At 53.5% G+C, this 15,790-nt stretch carries 16 protein-coding genes; 7 read left to right on the top strand and 9 right to left on the bottom strand.

The window, feature by feature from the left end; translation table 11 throughout:
• Positions 1-4 precede the first annotated feature (4 nt).
• On the bottom strand, positions 5-592 hold the full coding sequence (gene taw3 / locus A3K92_RS08925; protein ID WP_088885921.1) for a tRNA(Phe) 7-((3-amino-3-carboxypropyl)-4-demethylwyosine(37)-N(4))-methyltransferase Taw3: 588 nt from the start codon (positions 590-592) through the stop codon (positions 5-7).
• A gap of 355 nt (positions 593-947) precedes the next feature.
• Positions 948-1,169, bottom strand: coding sequence for a hypothetical protein (locus A3K92_RS08935; protein WP_088885922.1), 222 nt, complete (start codon positions 1,167-1,169; stop codon positions 948-950).
• A gap of 138 nt (positions 1,170-1,307) precedes the next feature.
• Between A3K92_RS08935 and A3K92_RS08940 the strand changes: the two genes are divergently transcribed.
• The 7 genes from A3K92_RS08940 to A3K92_RS08970 all read left to right on the top strand — a co-directional run bounded on the left by A3K92_RS08940 (position 1,308) and on the right by A3K92_RS08970 (position 8,650).
• On the top strand, positions 1,308-2,219 hold the full coding sequence (locus A3K92_RS08940; protein ID WP_088885923.1) for a radical SAM protein: 912 nt from the start codon (positions 1,308-1,310) through the stop codon (positions 2,217-2,219).
• A gap of 73 nt (positions 2,220-2,292) precedes the next feature.
• The gene (locus A3K92_RS08945; protein ID WP_232460872.1) at positions 2,293-3,279 is read left to right on the top strand and encodes an ABC transporter permease subunit; all 987 of its coding nucleotides are present in this window, start codon (positions 2,293-2,295) and stop codon (positions 3,277-3,279) included.
• On the top strand, positions 3,272-4,630 hold the full coding sequence (locus tag A3K92_RS08950; protein WP_088885925.1) for an ABC transporter permease subunit: 1,359 nt from the start codon (positions 3,272-3,274) through the stop codon (positions 4,628-4,630). Before A3K92_RS08945 ends, A3K92_RS08950 begins: the two co-directional genes overlap by 8 nt.
• A gap of 15 nt (positions 4,631-4,645) precedes the next feature.
• Positions 4,646-5,320, top strand: a complete 675-nt coding sequence (locus A3K92_RS08955) for a hypothetical protein (RefSeq protein WP_088885926.1) — start codon at positions 4,646-4,648, stop codon at positions 5,318-5,320.
• 38 nt (positions 5,321-5,358) lie between these two features.
• Positions 5,359-6,183 (top strand): 7-cyano-7-deazaguanine synthase, encoded by an 825-nt coding sequence (locus tag A3K92_RS08960; RefSeq protein ID WP_088885927.1) that lies wholly within the window; start codon positions 5,359-5,361, stop codon positions 6,181-6,183.
• Between the two features lie 554 nt (positions 6,184-6,737).
• Positions 6,738-7,370 carry an ABC transporter permease subunit gene (locus A3K92_RS08965; RefSeq protein ID WP_088885928.1) on the top strand — a complete coding sequence of 211 codons (633 nt, stop codon included), beginning with the start codon at positions 6,738-6,740 and terminating at the stop codon, positions 7,368-7,370.
• Positions 7,367-8,650 (top strand): ABC transporter permease subunit, encoded by a 1,284-nt coding sequence (locus A3K92_RS08970; protein WP_088885929.1) that lies wholly within the window; start codon positions 7,367-7,369, stop codon positions 8,648-8,650. The genes A3K92_RS08965 and A3K92_RS08970 overlap by 4 nt, the downstream gene beginning before the upstream one ends.
• A gap of 7 nt (positions 8,651-8,657) precedes the next feature.
• On the opposite strand, the gene A3K92_RS08975 is transcribed toward A3K92_RS08970, so the two are convergent.
• The 7 genes from A3K92_RS08975 to A3K92_RS09005 are packed head-to-tail and all read right to left on the bottom strand — an operon-like array spanning position 8,658 to position 15,782.
• Positions 8,658-9,893, bottom strand: a complete 1,236-nt coding sequence (locus tag A3K92_RS08975) for an alanyl-tRNA editing protein (RefSeq protein ID WP_088885930.1) — start codon at positions 9,891-9,893, stop codon at positions 8,658-8,660.
• 39 nt (positions 9,894-9,932) lie between these two features.
• Positions 9,933-10,583, bottom strand: a complete 651-nt coding sequence (locus A3K92_RS08980) for a V-type ATP synthase subunit D (protein WP_088885931.1) — start codon at positions 10,581-10,583, stop codon at positions 9,933-9,935.
• Between the two features lie 29 nt (positions 10,584-10,612).
• Positions 10,613-12,001, bottom strand: coding sequence for an ATP synthase subunit B (locus A3K92_RS08985; RefSeq protein WP_088885932.1), 1,389 nt, complete (start codon positions 11,999-12,001; stop codon positions 10,613-10,615).
• A 5-nt stretch (positions 12,002-12,006) separates the two neighbouring features.
• Entirely contained in the window at positions 12,007-13,764 is a 1,758-nt protein-coding gene (locus A3K92_RS08990; RefSeq protein WP_088885933.1) for an ATP synthase subunit A, read from the bottom strand.
• Between the two features lie 6 nt (positions 13,765-13,770).
• The gene (locus tag A3K92_RS08995) at positions 13,771-14,079 is read right to left on the bottom strand and encodes a V-type ATP synthase subunit F (RefSeq protein WP_088885934.1); all 309 of its coding nucleotides are present in this window, start codon (positions 14,077-14,079) and stop codon (positions 13,771-13,773) included.
• Positions 14,076-15,182, bottom strand: a complete 1,107-nt coding sequence (locus A3K92_RS09000; protein ID WP_088885935.1) for a V-type ATP synthase subunit C — start codon at positions 15,180-15,182, stop codon at positions 14,076-14,078. Before A3K92_RS09000 ends, A3K92_RS08995 begins: the two co-directional genes overlap by 4 nt.
• A 6-nt stretch (positions 15,183-15,188) precedes the next feature.
• A complete protein-coding gene (locus A3K92_RS09005) occupies positions 15,189-15,782 on the bottom strand; it encodes a V-type ATP synthase subunit E (protein ID WP_088885936.1) in 594 nt (197 codons plus the stop codon).
• Positions 15,783-15,790: the final 8 nt, after the last annotated feature.

A 15,790-nucleotide genomic window follows, 5' to 3' on the forward strand; every position in this document is an offset into this window, starting at 1 on the left:
GCCCTCAGAGCTTTTCTATTTCCTCCTCCAGCCTCTTCAGCTTTCCCTTGAAGCGCCTCACCTGTGCGTTGGCGAGGTTCACGATCTTTCCGATGTACTCCTCGCTCACCCACAGTTCCTCGTTCTCTCCCAAAGGGACGTCCATCCTCTCGGTAGAGCGTATCTCGACGAGGAGCTTCTTGTGGCTGACGCTCTTGATGTTGCTGTACTTGAAGCCGAGGCCTACCGCGAGGTTGAGCAGCTTCACGGCGTCTTCCAGGGTTTTAGCCGCGACGTGGATGATCGGACTCCTCACTAGAAACCACAGCTGGCCGGAGCGGTGCTTTCCGATGGCTTCAAGAACTTCCTCAACCGTTACTTCCCTGTGCCACTTGCCGAGCCAGACCGAGTTCACCTTGTCGCCGAAGTGGGGCATCTCCATGACCGAAATCCTACCGGAGCATGAGCTTGTAGTGAAGTAGTTATCGAGGGCGTTGATCTTCTCAAGGAGGGGGATTATATCGTAATCTACCTTGTCCTCGGCCAGAGCTTTCCTGAGGCCTTCCATAGCCCTTTCTTTCTGCTCCTCGAAGTTCTTGGTGTAGAGGAACATGGTGGTGGGTTTGTGTGAGGTATTTAAACTTTAACGCTCAAGAAGAATCAACTTGTGAGTTCTGAGACCTCTGCGATGGCCAGGAAGTCTGAATCGTACGTTATCAGTTCCTCATCCCGGTTGACACAAATAGCCGCGATGAGAAGATCAGCAAAAACCCTGAGGTTTGCCTCGCTTTAGGAGTTTCTCCTGCAACTGACGGGCAAGTATGTAGTCATCAAGGGTAGGAAACAAAACCCTCCCCCCCTAAAAAGGGAATAATTGATCACCTTGGGAAACTCAACAAAGGTGACCCCGGTTATGTTTTCGGTTATTTCCTCACGCCTGCGAACCCGCTCTATGGCAACGTTGGTGTCTATGACAGCCATTTTAACCTCTCCCTGTCCTTCTCCCTAATCCACTCGAGCTCCTTGGGAACGTCTATTTCCTCCTCCACTTCTTTTATCCCAAGGAGTCTCCTAACCTCATCGGCACTCATGCTCTCGGGAGTGCTCTCCAGCAGGGCTCTCATAAAGGCCTCCTTGAACTTCTTCTCGTTCACCCAGTCAGGAACCGAGATCGTCACAATTTTGCTCATATTAGCACCCACTATGAATTTTTGATGTCGGTTGGTTTTAACTCTTTCTTATCCCACAGAAAGATCCAAAACCACCACTTCCCACAACAGTCCAGCCAACCTTTTAAAGAGCTTTTCGATTGATGAGCAGGTGGTGACATGAGCATTAAAATGAGCTGGGAAGAGTTTGCGAGAAGCATGGGCGTTGAGCCTCAAATCTTGGAAAACAAAGAAGCGAGACTGCTGAAGCAGTTTGTGATGGATCTGAAGTTCCCGACCCATTGCCAGGGCTGTCAGGGACTTGACCTGAACAATCCCAATCCCGTCCACCATCCGAGCTACGAGCTCACCCCGGCGTGCAACCACGACTGCATATTCTGCTATTCAAACGTTGCCGTGAAGCTCGGAAAGGCACCGAAGCCGGGCTACTACGGCTGGGACAACCCGTACGCGATAACCGTCTCCCAGTACGGCGAGCCCTTACTGAGCCCCCGCATCGTCGAGGTAAACAAGATGCTCCGCGAGCGCTTTCCGAACGCGAGGCTCGACCTCCAGACCAACGGCTCGCTCTTAACGGAAGAGCTTTGGGAGAAGCTCGACTTCGACCTCGTGATGATAAGCCTCGACGCGGCAAGCAGGGAGAAGCATCTAAGGATTACGAACGCCGACACCTTTGATGCTGTCGTAAACGCCCTGAAAATAGTCGGAAGCGACAAAAGCGTCCGCTCTGTGGTTAGAACCATCTTCATGCCCGGCATAAACGACGAGGACATACCGAAGATAGCCGAGCTTGCCGCTTCCCTCGGAATAGACGAGATGATGCTCCAGCCCTTAACAATTCACGAGCTCAACGTTGAGAGGCTCAAGAAAGCCGGCCTCGACTTCGATAGTGCCGAGAGCGTGAGAGAGTTCCTGAAAGCGGCTATGGAGGCCAAAAAGCACATAGACGTCCGCATAAGCGGCTGTCAGCTGGCAATCTACAGAACCATGGATCCGCTGGCGCTCTTCAGTGCCAGAAGGGTGGCCAGAGACGTCGTCCCCATCGTGAAGAGGGAGAGAAACGTTCCCTGATGCTACAGACTTTTTATTTTTCAGCTTTACTTTTGTTCCCACAAAAGCTTATAAGTTCAACTATCAACCAGAGATGGGATTAATTATGAGGATCGTTAGGGACGTTCTGTTAAACCTGATCCTCATAACCCTCGCCCTCATTCTCACAGCCTCAATAATAGCCCTGGTCGAGGAGAACGTAAACAGGGCGACCACGGAGGGTGAGGGGCTCAACCTGGGAAAAATGACCGGTGAGAGCAGGGCTGAGATGATAAAACAAAGCGTCAAATCCTACTTCAGAAAAACGTGGGATGACTTCACGGGCAGTGAGAGGGGGAAGACACTGAGGGCCATAGGGCTTACCTTCGCGGTGCTCACGATGACCATGGCCCTAATATTCCTTCTGGGCCTCTACTGGGGCCTGAGGGCAGGATACAGGGGTGGATGGTCCAACAGGGTTCTCTCAGCCCTGGCACCGGTATTCTCTGGCATACCAGCATGGTTCTGGGCGCTTCTGTTCCTCTGGACCCTCTGGTGGAAGTGGGATATAGGGGCCGTGAGCTACGCAAACAGGCTCCTCGAAGCAAAGAGGGGCGGCGAACCCGAGATACTAGCCCAACTGAGCGCCCTCCTCATCCCAGTTCTGGCCCTGACCCTCTCCAACATCGTGGTATACGCCTTCAGCGTCAGGAACCTCGTCAAGAGGGAAGCCAGCCAGGAGTACTTTTTCATCGATGTCCTGAAGGGCCTTCCCGATAGGAGGGTAATGAGAAAGCTCCTCAGGACAGTCCTGCCCTCGTTCCTCACCTTCACGAGCTACAACTTCCTCAACCTCATGATCAACGGCATGGCCGTCGAGAAGCTCTTCGAGGTTCCTGGGATCGGGAAGATGCTGGCGGACTCGGCAACTGTCATATACGTGCCCAACGAGTTCGGCGAACTGAAGATACCGGAGTTCATCTTCGACGGGGCGAGCGTGTTCTTCGTGACGTTCGTCATGGCAGTCTTCTACTTCCTCAACTCAACGATACTCGAGGCGCTCTACCTCCATCTGGACCCGAGGAGGGAAATCAATGAGTAGGGGCAAAAAGATCCCGAGAAAGGTTTCGATCGCCCTCACGATCATATCGATCTACGTCGCAACCTCGATCCTCGGTCCCATGCTCCTCAACGGGGATGACCTCAGGAACTGGAACAACCCGGGCTACTGGGACAAGAACCCCAAGGCAAAGCCGCCGGAGTGGTACGGAAGGTTCAAAGACCTCCCTCCATCGGAGTGGCTGAGGGGCACCTACAAAGAGGGGGAATATGTCTTCGTCTACGACTTCCACTACCGAACGGCACCGGATGACGTGGTTCTCTTCCTGAAGACTGAGAAGTCCATCGAGGTCACCCTGACAACTCCCGACAACGAGACCATCCGGCTCTTCAGGGGCTCACCCAGTCTGATGAACTACACCCTCCATCTGAAGCTGAACTACCCCCTCTTCGAAAAGCTCGCCGAGAAAAGGTGCGGTATGAATCCAATCGGCCAATCCTTCATCGGCAAGAACGTCTTCAACATTATATTTTCAAGGCCCAAGGAAGACTGCCTCACCAATCCCGATCCCCTTCAGGGAAAGTACCGGATTGTCGTAAAGGCACAGGATTCGCCGATAATCCGCGCCATTCACGGCGGAAAAGTCCCGAAGCTGGAACCCAACGAGAGCATCAAGGTTTTCGTCGCCGGGCAGAGTCATGGCCTCCTCGGGACCGACACGTTTGGGCGTGACGTCTGGGTGGGGTTCATAGCCGGAATGAGGGAAACCCTGCTCATAGCGTTCATTGGGGCCTTAATATCGGTTGGGCTGGGCCTCTTCCTCGGAACCCTCGGGGCCATAAACGGAAAAGCCGGAACCGCCTCTAACCTCGCCTCCCGCTTTCTGACGGTGCTCCCGACCCTCCCCCTGGCAATGGTCACTATAATAGCGCTTGGCAGCATCAGACTCGAGAACGCGACCTACGTCATAAGGGTTCACCCGCTGGTTGTTTCACTCGTTCTGGGTGTCCTGCTGACGGGCAACGTCTCAAGGAACGTTCGGGCCATAGTCAAGGGGGAGCTGAGGAAGGAGTACGCCGAGTCCTCGAAGGCACTTGGTGGAAGTCTAAAGTGGGTGCTCAAAAAGCACGTTTCAAAGATCCTGGTACCCTACACTCTGGAGCAGCTGGCCCTGGCGGTTCCAGGCGTCATCGCGTTTTTAACGTTGCTCGGCTTCTTCAGCATCTCGCCAGGATTCAACTGGAGCACTCTTATGAGCCAGACCATAGTGTACAACGCGAAGTATCAGTTCCTCTGGTGGCAGGTTCTTCCGATAGGAGTCTCCATGGGGCTCCTGGCGCTCTCCTTCGTTGCAGTGGCCAACTGGATCGAGGATGAGTTTATTAAGATCTAAGCGCAAGGAAAAATCATGATCGGCACCACCATCGCAGCGGGCTTCCTCCTCTTGATATTCATAGGCCTCAACCTCATGCTCCTCATGGCCAGGACTATGGCCGGGCTCGGGAGCGCGGCCTGGAAAAAGCTCTTCAGGGTAGAGGTGCCCGAGAACGAGAAGAAATCCTACGAGCTCCTCCAGACGGCTGCTTGGATCGTAGCGGGGGTGTGGGGCTTCTGGAAACTCAGGAGCGCAAGCCTATTGGCGGCGTTCCTCGCGTTCTTCGCCTTCAGGAGCGGTTTAAACGTCTCGAAAACCCTGATCTATACGCTCCACGACCAGAAGGTGGTGAGGGAGCACTACATCGAGGGGAGGCTGCTCTCAGTGATAGGGACAGCCTCCGCGGTATCGCTCCTGCTGGAAGGCCTGTTCGTGGTGACCATGGCGGTGGCCTACAAGGCACTATCCGCGGTAACGCAATCGGGCATTGGGGCCGGAAACCTCGTCCTGTACCTCTGGCTCTCAGGCCTCGCTTTCGGCGCGGCTTCGGCGTTACTGGTGGCCAGAAACAACCGGGGGATCCTCATGAAGAACGCACTCCCGATCGTGGTTTTCTTCTCGGCCAGAACCGGAAAGAAGAAGGTGAAGAAGGGCGTTGAAAAGTCCAAGGAGATCACGAGAAAACCCCTCAAAAAGCTGAAAGGCTAAACCGTTTGATTTTTTAAGGCCCTCTCCTATCATCCCCCATGCTCAAGTGCTCACTCTGCGTTAACGATGAGAGGACGGCGAAGATAGATATAATCGACGGAAAGCTAATATGCAGGGAGTGCCAGGTCTACCTAAAACACCCCATAGACAGGGAAGCCGTTAGGCAGGGACTCGATGAGCTTATGGAGAATGTTGAGAGGGCCATCGTTGCCTACTCCGGAGGAAAGGACAGCACCGTGGCACTCTACCTGGCCAAGGAAGTTTACAAGGTTCCAGAGCTTGAGGCTGTTATGGTAGACCATGGTCTCATGGCCAGGGAAGCAATAGAGAACGCTCGCAGGGTTGCTGGAGCCCTTGAAGTTCCATTTACGCTCCTCCGCTACGACTACTCGGACATCTTTCGGGAGGCACTCCTCAAGGGTCAGAGCCCCTGCAGAGCCTGCTCCAAAAGGACAATGGAAAAGCTGAGGAAGTACGCCCTCAAAAACGGCTACCGATACATAATCACCGGCCATGAGCTTCCCTTCGGCCACCACCCTTACAGGCTAATGAGCGGTGGAGTCGTTCAGATAAGGCTCCTCTCAATGATGACTGAGGAGGAGCGCCTTGAGATACTCAAAAAGCTCCCCTTCGAGCTTCCAGAGCTACCAGGTTACACGACCAACTGTCTCGTCCTTGGCCCGGCCTTGGAGCGCTACTGGGAGGTTCACGGACACAGCTTCGAGCATAGAAGAATAGCGGCACTCGTGAGATACGGGCTTATGAGCAGGGAGAGGGCCGAAAAGGAGCTTGAGAAGCCAGAAGTGCCGGAGTGGCAGAGAAAACTCGTCTTCGAGAGACTGGGGCTGAACCGCGGGAGTTGACCGAATACCATTTGGGGGTTTTCCATGATTGATTTTTATCCTTATCTCCATCATCCAAAATAGCCGAACTTTCAGGTTTTAAATTAAGTGTGTAACTCTTATAAAGATTAACATCAGAGTAAAACCGGGATGCCAGATGTCCAAAAAAGGGCATGTATACATAGGAATATTCATCAAAAACTTTCTGATTCTGGTTTTGATCCTTATCGTGTTTGGATACATCGTGGCCATTGGTGAGGCAAAAGCCAAGGTATACAACAACGACAAACTCTACAGGCAGAACCTCATGAGGCTCAAATACGAAAACGTCACCGGAAACATCGAGGAAAAGGCTGAAAAGCTGATGGAGAAACAGCTAGGTGTCGACGACAAATGGAAGCTCGTGAAGGGATACTTCAACCTGACCTACTGGTTCTTCACCCATCTAAACGAGAGGGACAAATACGGAAACCCCCTCTACTCATATCTCGTTAAGAGTCTGGTTCTCCTGCTTCTGACGGAGGCAATTATAGTGCCCCTCGGGCTCTACCTTGGGCTAAGGGCAGGTTACAAGGGTGGCAAAAATCGACAAGGTCATAACAGCACTCGCCCCGCTTTTCTCAGGCATTCCCTCGTGGTTCCTGGCAATACTCTTCCTGTACCTGTTCTACTGGAAGCTGTCGGTGTTCCCAGTGGACTTCGAGAGAAACCTGAGGGATGCGCTTATAAACGGCGATCCAACCGCGCTGGCCCACCTGGCCGGAATGTGCCTCCCAGTGATAACACTCGTAACCTCCCTCGTCTGGGACTACGCCTTCAACGTACGCAACTTCATAAAGTTCGAAAGTGAGAGCCCCCACATCCTGTACGATAAGGCCAGGGGTCTCCCAGACAGAAAGATAATGAGAAAACTCCTCAGAACCAGCTTTCCCTCGTTCCTCACCTTCACAACCTACAACTTCCTCGATATACTGGCTAGTGTTTTGGCCGTTGAGCTTATCTTCGACATCCACGGCGTTGGATGGCTGATGGGAATGTCTTTGAGGGTCGTGAAGGAGGAAGTGGAGGGCGTGAAGATATTCTACTGGCCCTGGGGGCTGTTTTTTGCGACCTTCGTGATGATGCTCCTGTACTTCATAACAACCGTTGTCCTGGAGAGCCTCTACGTTAAGCTTGACCCAAGGAGCAGGAGGGAGATGAAGCTATGAAGCGAAAGCCCTCCCCCAAGCTCACGATCTCCCTAGCCATCATAGGGCTCTACCTCCTAGGTGCCCTGCTGGCCCCCCACTTCGTGGACAAAGAGGGCATCGACAACTGGTACAACGGAAACTACTGGATCAGGAACCCCAGACTCGCACCACCGGAATGGGTCAACCTCTTCGGATCCAAAAAGCCCCCCAGCAGAATTCTCAAGCCCACGAAGGAGGAGGGAAGACTGCACGTCTTTGAGTACGACTTCCACTACTCTCGGACCCCGCAGGACATAAAGATCATCTTCAACAAAACGAAGTTCGAGAGGATAAGTATAACCCTGACGACACCGGGAGGCGAGAGCTATGTTCTCTACAACTCCCCCATAATTGAAGAGCTTTCCTTCAGGGCAAGCGTTAAGAAGCTCATCGAGATCGGAAGGGATAAGGGAATGGACGTCACCGAAACCGATGTTCTCTTCGGGGACGCCCTGAAGCCCCTGTTCTTTAAAAACGAGAGCGGGAGAATAGTTCCGGATGAGGGGAAGTACCGGATCACGATCGTATCATCGGCCAAACCCCAGGTCTTCGTGGTGGGGAAAGTCTACGGACTGATGGGGACGGACGTCAAAAGGCGGGATCTGTGGGTCGGGTTCCTCTGGGGACTTCGGGAAACCATGATCCTCGTCATCCTCACGAGCCTGCTGGCAACTTTTCTCGGAACCCTGCTTGGGGTAAGCGGTGGTCTTAGCGGAGCGGCAGGGGTCTTTTCCGACGCAGTTTCGAAGATCTCGGCCATAACCCCTCTGCTTCCGGTGATGATTGCCCTTGTCCCAGTGGAGGGAAAAGTAGGGCCCAACGGGATACTTCAGATGCCGATGGGTTTATTCATCCTGATATTAGGCTTCCTGCTCTCCGGCAAGATATCGAGGAACGTAAAGGTGATGGTCGAGACGGAGATCAAGAAGGAGTACATAGAGTCCTCCGTGAGCCTTGGCGGGGACAGATTGTGGATACTGAGGAACCATATACTTAAAGTCGTCATACCGTACGGCATATACCAGCTGACGCTTTTAGTGCCGCGAGTGGTGGCCCTGATCTCACTGCTGGGCTTCTTTAGAGCCACACCTGGGTTCAACTGGGGAACGCTGATGGCGTCGGTGGTGATAGAGAACCCCCGCGTGACCATCTACTGGTGGGAGGTGTTGCCCATAACCCTCGCCCTTGGAATATTCGCTCTTGCCTTCGTGCTGATCAACAGGGATATGGAAGACAGGATGTCCTCGAAAAATATCTAAGCGATTTTCAAGGGGCACCCCTCTGGAGGGCACCCTTTAGCTTTTTCAGGGCCACACTAATGACCTCCTCCGGTTTCACATTAAAGCCCCCGCCCCTGGCCAGTACCTCGCTACCGCCCCCACCGCCACCAGTTTCTTTCAGAACCTCCCGGAGGAGCTCGTTCATGGCTATTCCCGTGACTTCCCTGTTCTTTGCGAAGATGACGTAGTTATCGCCACCGATTAGAGCTACCGTGTTCGGGTTCTTATCCACAAGGTACACCACGAAGGCCTGGGTGTCCTTCAGAGGACCACCTTCCAAGTGCGCAACAACCTTAACACCGCCAATATCTTCTGCATCCTTGAGAAGCGCTCTGGATTTCCATTCCCAAAGCTCCCTCCTGAGGGCGTCCTTCTCAGCTTCAAGTCCATTAAGTTCTTCCTTCAGCTCCCTGACTCTCTCAACCAGCGGACGGTTCTTGTTGGGCATCTCATTTAGGGCGTCCCAGTAGTCCTCAAGAAGTTCGCCAAGGTACTTCAGGGCCCTCACTCCGGTGGCAAATTCCACACGCAGGAGCTTTTTGCTCTTCCTGTAAACGCGGAGGATTTTTAAGAATCCGATTTCCCTCGTGCTCTTCACGTGGGTTCCACCACAGGGAGTGACATCAACAGTCCCGATGCGGACGACCCGTATCGGAGGTTTGACCTTCGATGAGACTTCTTTCCTGAGGACTGTCCCCAGCTCATCTGGAAGATCATCGTAAACCTCGACCTCAACGGGTACGTCTCCCCATATAATCTCGTTCGTTTTCCTCTCGATCTCAAGGATGTCCTCCCAATTGAGCTCGCCCGGGTAGTCTATCTCTATCTTATTGTATTCCGGGAATATCTGGAAGCCAGTGGTCTCGGCACCGTAAAGGCCTTTGATGACCGCAGAGAGAATGTGCTGTCCAGTGTGGGCGCGCATGTTCTCGTATCTCCACTCCCAGTCAAGTGTCAGCCTTACTTCCTCGCCGACCTTGGGAGTTCTCCCCTCAATAACGCCCTCGTGGACGATTTCTTCCTTTCCTGCGACCCTATCAACCCGCACTGCAAAGCCGTTCCCTTCAATCAGCCCTCTGTCAGATGGCTGACCACCGCCTTCGGGATAGAATATCGTTCTGTCAAGGGTCAGCTTTACCCTCTTTCCCTCAACTTCGATACTGGTAATCCTTGCTTTCGCTTCCCTCAGGTAGGGATCTCTATAGAAAAGCTTCTCAGTCATACCATCACCGCTGAAAATTAAGGGGGAAGGATAAAAAGGTTAAGCCCCACCTTGAGAGCGAGCCTCGATTAACGCCTTGACCCTCTTCAGCCTGAAGAAGTTCTCGCGCTCCATCTCATCCAAGCGCTGCTTGATGAACTTGACCGTTGCCTCCATCCTCGGTATGATAATGTACTCAAGCGCGTTAACGCGCCTCTTGGTGGTTTCAATTTCCTTCGCTAGCCTCTTGAGGGTCTCCTCAACTTCAGCCAGGCGAACCACGAGATCAAGAACTTCCTCAAACTTTTCAGCAACCAAATCAACCGAGGGGTCAGTTGAAACAAAGGAGTAGCCCCTCTCCTGAACATTCCTCCTGAAGGACTCAGCCTCGATTAATGGAACAGAGACGCCCATAACGTTCCTCTGCTTTATCTCTATTTCATGGTTCGGCTTAACTGAGAGCGCCGCCTCTTTTAGTCTAAGAGTTCCAGTCTCCAGCTGAGCATTTAGGAGGGCATCAAAGGCACTCTCCATTTTCTTGTTGAGCTCTTCACGAAGGCTCAGTGCTTCGTCGTAGATCGTGAAGAACTCCATTATCAAAGCGTCCTGCTTGTCCTTGAGGAGCTTGTGGCCTTTCTTCGCTAACGTAATGCGCCTCTTGAGGTTGAGGAGCTCCATCCTCGTTGGTTTCACGTTGAGCAGTTCTGCCATTTTGACCACCTAAAAATTTTGAAGGGCCTTTAGGCCCTCTTCCTGTACTTCGGGTGGTACTTGAGGATGTACTCCTTCCTGACACGCTTGAGCTCGCTCTCCGGGAGCTCGGCAAGAAGCTCCCATCCAAGGTCGAGGGTCTCGAAGATGCTCCTGTCCTCATCGTAGCGCTGGGCGACGAATTCACGCTCAAACCTGTCGGCGAACTTGAGGTACTTCCTGTCGGTCTCGCTCAAAGCCTCCTCACCGACGACTGCCACGAGATCCCTAAGCGACCTTCCTTCTGCATAGGCCGCGTAGAGCTGCTGGCTGAGCTGTGGGTGGTCTTCCCTGGTTCTTCCCTTACCGATACCGTCCTTCATCAGACGGCTCAGGGAGGGCAGGACGTCTATCGGCGGGTAGATTCCCTTCCTGTGGAGTTCCCTGCTGAGGACTATCTGGCCCTCGGTGATGTAACCGGTAAGGTCCGGAATCGGGTGGGTGATGTCATCGTCCGGCATCGTCAGGATGGGCATCTGGGTTATACTTCCCTTCTTGCCCCTGACACGGCCAGCCCTTTCGTAGATGGTAGCTAAGTCGGTGTACATGTAACCCGGATAACCGCGCCTTCCGGGGACCTCTTCCCTTGCCGCGGAGATCTCACGCAAAGCCTCGGCGTAGTTGGTCATGTCAGTGAGGATAACCAGAACCTGCATATCGTAGTCGAAAGCCAGGTATTCCGCAACGGTCAGGGCCATACGGGGTGTAATGATTCTCTCAATGGCCGGGTCGTCCGCTAAGTTAAGGAACAGGACGGCCCTCTCTATTGCACCAGTTTCTTCGAAGCTCTTCTTGAAGAAGTTGGCCTCTTCGTAGGTGATACCCATCGCCGCGAAAACCACGGCGAACTGCTCCTCCTCACCGAGGACCTTAGCCTGCCTCGCTATCTGGGCCGCGAGCATGTTGTGCGGCAGACCGGAACCGCTGAAGATTGGAAGCTTCTGACCCCTAACGAGGGTGTTCATACCGTCTATGGCAGAGATACCGGTCTGGATGAAGTCCCTCGGGTAAGCACGGGCAACGGGGTTGAGCGGTGCACCGTGGACGTCGCGCCTGTCCTCGGGGATGATCTCAGGCCCGCCGTCGATGGGCTTACCGATACCGTTGAATATCCTGCCCAGCATGTCCATTGAAACGGGAACCTTCAAGGTCTCGCCGGTGAAGCGGACGCGCGTGCTCTTGACGTCCAGATCACGGGTTCCCTCGAAGACCTGGACAATGGCCAGGTTTTCCCTCGCCTCAAGAACCTGTCCCTTCCTCTTCTCCCCGCTCTCGGTCTCTATCTCGACGACCTCACCGTAAGCTACGCCTTTGACACCCTCGACGATCATGAGCGGTCCGTAAATCTTGCTAACGGTTGAGTACTCCATTCCCGGCATAAGCATCACGCCCCGTACTTCTTGAAGAGCTCTTCAAACTGGGAGTTAGTTTCGTCTATGAGCGCCCTAATCTTCTCGATGTCCGGCTCGAACTTCATACGCCCTATCTTCTCCCTGACCGGGAGCTTGGCTATCTCGTCAACCGGAACACCTCTATCGACTGCTTCCATGGTCTTTTCGTAGAAGTTGAGAATGACGCGCATCATGGTGACCTGCTTCTTCGGCGGACAGTAGGTGTCAACCTCATCGAAAGCATCCTGCTGGAGGTAGTCCTCACGGAGCATCCTGGTGACGATGAGTATTGCCTTCTCCCTGTCCGGCAGGGCATCTGGACCGACGATTCTAACGATTTCCTGCAGTTCAGCCTCCTTCTGGAGGAGGGCCATAGCGGTGTCGCGCATCTTCCTCCACTCTGGGTCAACGTTCTTGTGCCACCAGTCCTGGATGGCGTCGACGTAGAGCGAGTAGCTCCTCAGCCAGTTGATTGCCGGGAAGTGCCTCCTACGAGCGAGGTCAGCATCCAAAGCCCAGAATACCTTGACGACACGCAGGGTGTTCTGAACGACGGGCTCGCTGAAGTCACCACCGGGCGGTGAGACCGCTCCAATGACGGAAACACTGCCTATTCTCTCGTCGCTTCCGAGGGTGATAACCCTACCGGCCCTCTCGTAGAACTCCGCTATCTTGCTCGCGAGGTATGCAGGGTAACCCTCCTCACCGGGCATCTCCTCGAGACGGCCCGAAATTTCACGGAGAGCCTCAGCCCACCTGCTCGTCGAGTCTGCCATCAGAGCGACGTCGTAGCCCTGGTCGCGGAAGTACTCTGCTATGGTGATTCCGGTGTAGATCGAAGCCTCACGCGCAGCGACCGGCATGTTCGAGGTGTTGGCTATCAAAACGGTTCTCTCCATGAGCGGCTTTCCGGTCTTCGGGTCCTTTAGTTTGGGAAACTCCTCAAGAACGTCAGTCATCTCGTTTCCGCGCTCACCACAGCCGATGTAGACGACGACCTGAGCGTCACTCCACTTGGCGAGCTGGTGCTGGGTGACGGTTTTTCCTGAACCAAAGGGGCCGGGAATTGCCGCGGTTCCACCCTTGGCCTGACTGAAGAATGTATCGATGGTTCTCTGTCCGGTGATGAGCGGAACCTCCGGAGGAAGTTTGCTCTTGTAGGGCCTCTTCACACGGACGGGCCAGCGGTGGTACATCTTGAGCTCCTCTATGCTCCCGTCCGGCTTCTTGACCTTGGCTATAACTTCCTCGACGGTGTAATCGCCCTCTTCTGCTATTTCAACAATCTCCCCCTCGACCCAAGGGGGAACGAGGATTCTGTGCTCGATGATGCTGGTCTCGGGGACGACACCTAGGATGTCTCCACCAACGACCTTGTCGCCGACCTTGACCTTAGGAGTGAAGTGCCACTTCTTGTCCCTCGGCAGAGCTGGGGCGGTTAGACCCCTCGCTATGAAGTCACCGCTGAGCTCGCGGAGCTTTTCAAGCGGCCTCTGAATTCCGTCGTACATCGAGGTGAGCAGTCCAGGACCGAGCTCGACGCTGAGCGAGGAACCTGTTCCCTCGACGGGTTCGCCAGGCTTTATACCTGCAGTCTCCTCGTAGACCTGAATTACCGCCTTGTCTCCTTCAAGGCGAATGATTTCTCCGATGAGACCCATCTCACCGACGCGAACGACCTCGTACATCTTGGCCCCTTTCATGCCGTCCGCAACGACGAGTGGTCCGGTTACACGAATTATCCTTCCCATTTCCCTTCACCTCTTTAACTCAACACCGATTGCCCTCCTAACAATCTCCTTAAGCTGAGCCTCACCAAACCTCGAACCAGACTTGTCTGGTATCTGAAGGATGATCGGAAACTTTACATCCGGAACGCCTACAGCACGGGCGAGTGTTTCGGTGATAAGCACGAGCCCAATATCATCCCTTTGAATGAGCTCCCTAAGCTTGTTCCTAGCCCTCTCATAATCCATAGGGGTTGAGTGGAAAGAGTAGACCTCGTGAACCCCTGCAAGCTTGAAGCCTATTGCAGTATCCGGGTCACCAAGGACAGCTATTTTCATGCCCCCTCCCCTCCCATCATGGCCTTGATTTTCTCAGGAGGTACTCCATCGCCTATCAGTTTTGCGAGTGCCCTGAGCTTCTGAACCTCCTTTTCCTTCTCCAGGAGATAGACTATCGGCGTGGCAACGCTTAGTGGATAGAACCTCGTAAGCTCGCGCATTCTGGAGATCAGGTAATCATTGAGGGCGTTTTCAGCAACTCCAATATTCTTCCCGATTTCCTCTCTCACGTCCCTGAGAACGCGGCCGTACCTAGTGGAGTCCAGCTCAGCCAGGGCCATGTCGAGGTTATCAACGTTGAGCACGCTTTCCAGCTTGACCTTCCCGCCGGGTATGAGGTGCTCCCTGATCGCCTCTGCCGGGAGATCAGCTTTCTTAGCCCTGAGAACTGTAACTATATTCCTTATGTCAATCTTCGTCCTTACAAACTCCTCGAGGATTATCTTTTCTTCGTCCTTCCTCGACAGGGCGTAGTCTAGAAGCTTTCTGTAGTATGTCTTGTAAACGAGAGTTTCAAACCCTCTCAGGTCAAGTTCACCAAGGAGAAGCTTCTGGTAGTATTCCTCGTACGGTGTGCCCTCGAGGATTACCAAGATTTCCTCCATCGTCTTGGCCTCTGCCATTGCCTTGATCTTCGGAACCATGAGGCCAATCTCTATTACGTAGTCCGAAGCCACTTCACCCATGTACTTGGCCTTGACGACGTTGGACATGTTCCTAACGTCCCACTCCTCAAGCAGGAGTCTGAAAAAGCCCGAGACCCTCTTCGGAAGTATTTCCTCCATCAGGAGGTAAGCCGATGCCAGGGCCCTTTCAAGGGCCTTCTCTATCTCCACAGGATCATCAGGAGATACTGAAGCGAGATGAGGCTTGTAGTCCGTGTCTTCAAGATTGGCAACGAAGTTCTGGAGGGTTCTGCTCTCAGCCAGTTCGTTGATCCTTTGGTCAGTGAGAAGTTTGGCCTCCATAGCGTTTATTCGGGCGTTTGGATAGGCGTAGGGGGTATACCTGTAAAGTATTTTACCCGTCTTCCAGGTCAGCCATGTGAATATAACCCCCAGACTCGTGTCAAGTATCGCTGTTATGGCTGAATCCACTGGCATTTTCGATCACCCGAAGAGGGCTTTAGCTATCTCGGCCCTGAGCTCGTTCTCCATTTTCTCCATCCTGCTCTCGAAGGTGTTGTCAACCCTAACCTTACCCTCGGGATCGCTAACCACTATACCCCCAATGGTATCCATTGGCTTCCCAAGGATAACTTCGGCACCTATTTTGCTGCTGAACTCCTCAAGCCTGCTGGAGATAAGCTCCAGCGTCCTCTTGTTTGAGGAAACCATTATCTTCTGAAGACCAAGTTCCTCCACGCCCTCCCTGGCAAGCTTCACCAGCGTCTCGAAGTACTCCTCGTCCGGAAGGGATGAGAGCCTCTCCCTGAGGGCAGACAAAACCTCCTTTATGAGATCTTCTTGGACGGCCAGCCTCTTCTTTCTAACTTCAAGCTTGGCGTTGGCGATTATCCTCTGCTTCTCTATCTCCGCCTGAGTTCTGGCCTTCCTGAGTATCCACTCGGCCTGAGCCTCTGCCTTTTTTCTGGCTTCTTCTTTGATCTCCTCCGCCTGCTCCCTAGCCTCGTTGAGTATGTACTGAACCTTCTGCTCCGCTTCTCTATGGATCTCCTGGATTATTCCCTCTGCACCGCTCATACTCAATC

Source organism: Thermococcus gorgonarius (genome assembly GCF_002214385.1).
Lineage (GTDB): Archaea > Methanobacteriota_B > Thermococci > Thermococcales > Thermococcaceae > Thermococcus > Thermococcus gorgonarius.

Coding starts and splice junctions, on each gene's coding strand:
- taw3 (WP_088885921.1), bottom strand. CDS start 592: ATGTTCCTCTACACCAAGAACTTCGAGGAGCAGAAAGAAAGGGCTATG.
- A3K92_RS08935 (WP_088885922.1), bottom strand. CDS start 1,169: ATGAGCAAAATTGTGACGATCTCGGTTCCTGACTGGGTGAACGAGAAG.
- A3K92_RS08940 (WP_088885923.1), top strand. CDS start 1,308: ATGAGCATTAAAATGAGCTGGGAAGAGTTTGCGAGAAGCATGGGCGTT.
- A3K92_RS08945 (WP_232460872.1), top strand. CDS start 2,293: ATGGGATTAATTATGAGGATCGTTAGGGACGTTCTGTTAAACCTGATC.
- A3K92_RS08950 (WP_088885925.1), top strand. CDS start 3,272: ATGAGTAGGGGCAAAAAGATCCCGAGAAAGGTTTCGATCGCCCTCACG.
- A3K92_RS08955 (WP_088885926.1), top strand. CDS start 4,646: ATGATCGGCACCACCATCGCAGCGGGCTTCCTCCTCTTGATATTCATA.
- A3K92_RS08960 (WP_088885927.1), top strand. CDS start 5,359: ATGCTCAAGTGCTCACTCTGCGTTAACGATGAGAGGACGGCGAAGATA.
- A3K92_RS08970 (WP_088885929.1), top strand. CDS start 7,367: ATGAAGCGAAAGCCCTCCCCCAAGCTCACGATCTCCCTAGCCATCATA.
- A3K92_RS08975 (WP_088885930.1), bottom strand. CDS start 9,893: ATGACTGAGAAGCTTTTCTATAGAGATCCCTACCTGAGGGAAGCGAAA.
- A3K92_RS08980 (WP_088885931.1), bottom strand. CDS start 10,583: ATGGCAGAACTGCTCAACGTGAAACCAACGAGGATGGAGCTCCTCAAC.
- A3K92_RS08985 (WP_088885932.1), bottom strand. CDS start 12,001: ATGCCGGGAATGGAGTACTCAACCGTTAGCAAGATTTACGGACCGCTC.
- A3K92_RS08990 (WP_088885933.1), bottom strand. CDS start 13,764: ATGGGAAGGATAATTCGTGTAACCGGACCACTCGTCGTTGCGGACGGC.
- A3K92_RS08995 (WP_088885934.1), bottom strand. CDS start 14,079: ATGAAAATAGCTGTCCTTGGTGACCCGGATACTGCAATAGGCTTCAAG.
- A3K92_RS09000 (WP_088885935.1), bottom strand. CDS start 15,182: ATGCCAGTGGATTCAGCCATAACAGCGATACTTGACACGAGTCTGGGG.
- A3K92_RS09005 (WP_088885936.1), bottom strand. CDS start 15,782: ATGAGCGGTGCAGAGGGAATAATCCAGGAGATCCATAGAGAAGCGGAG.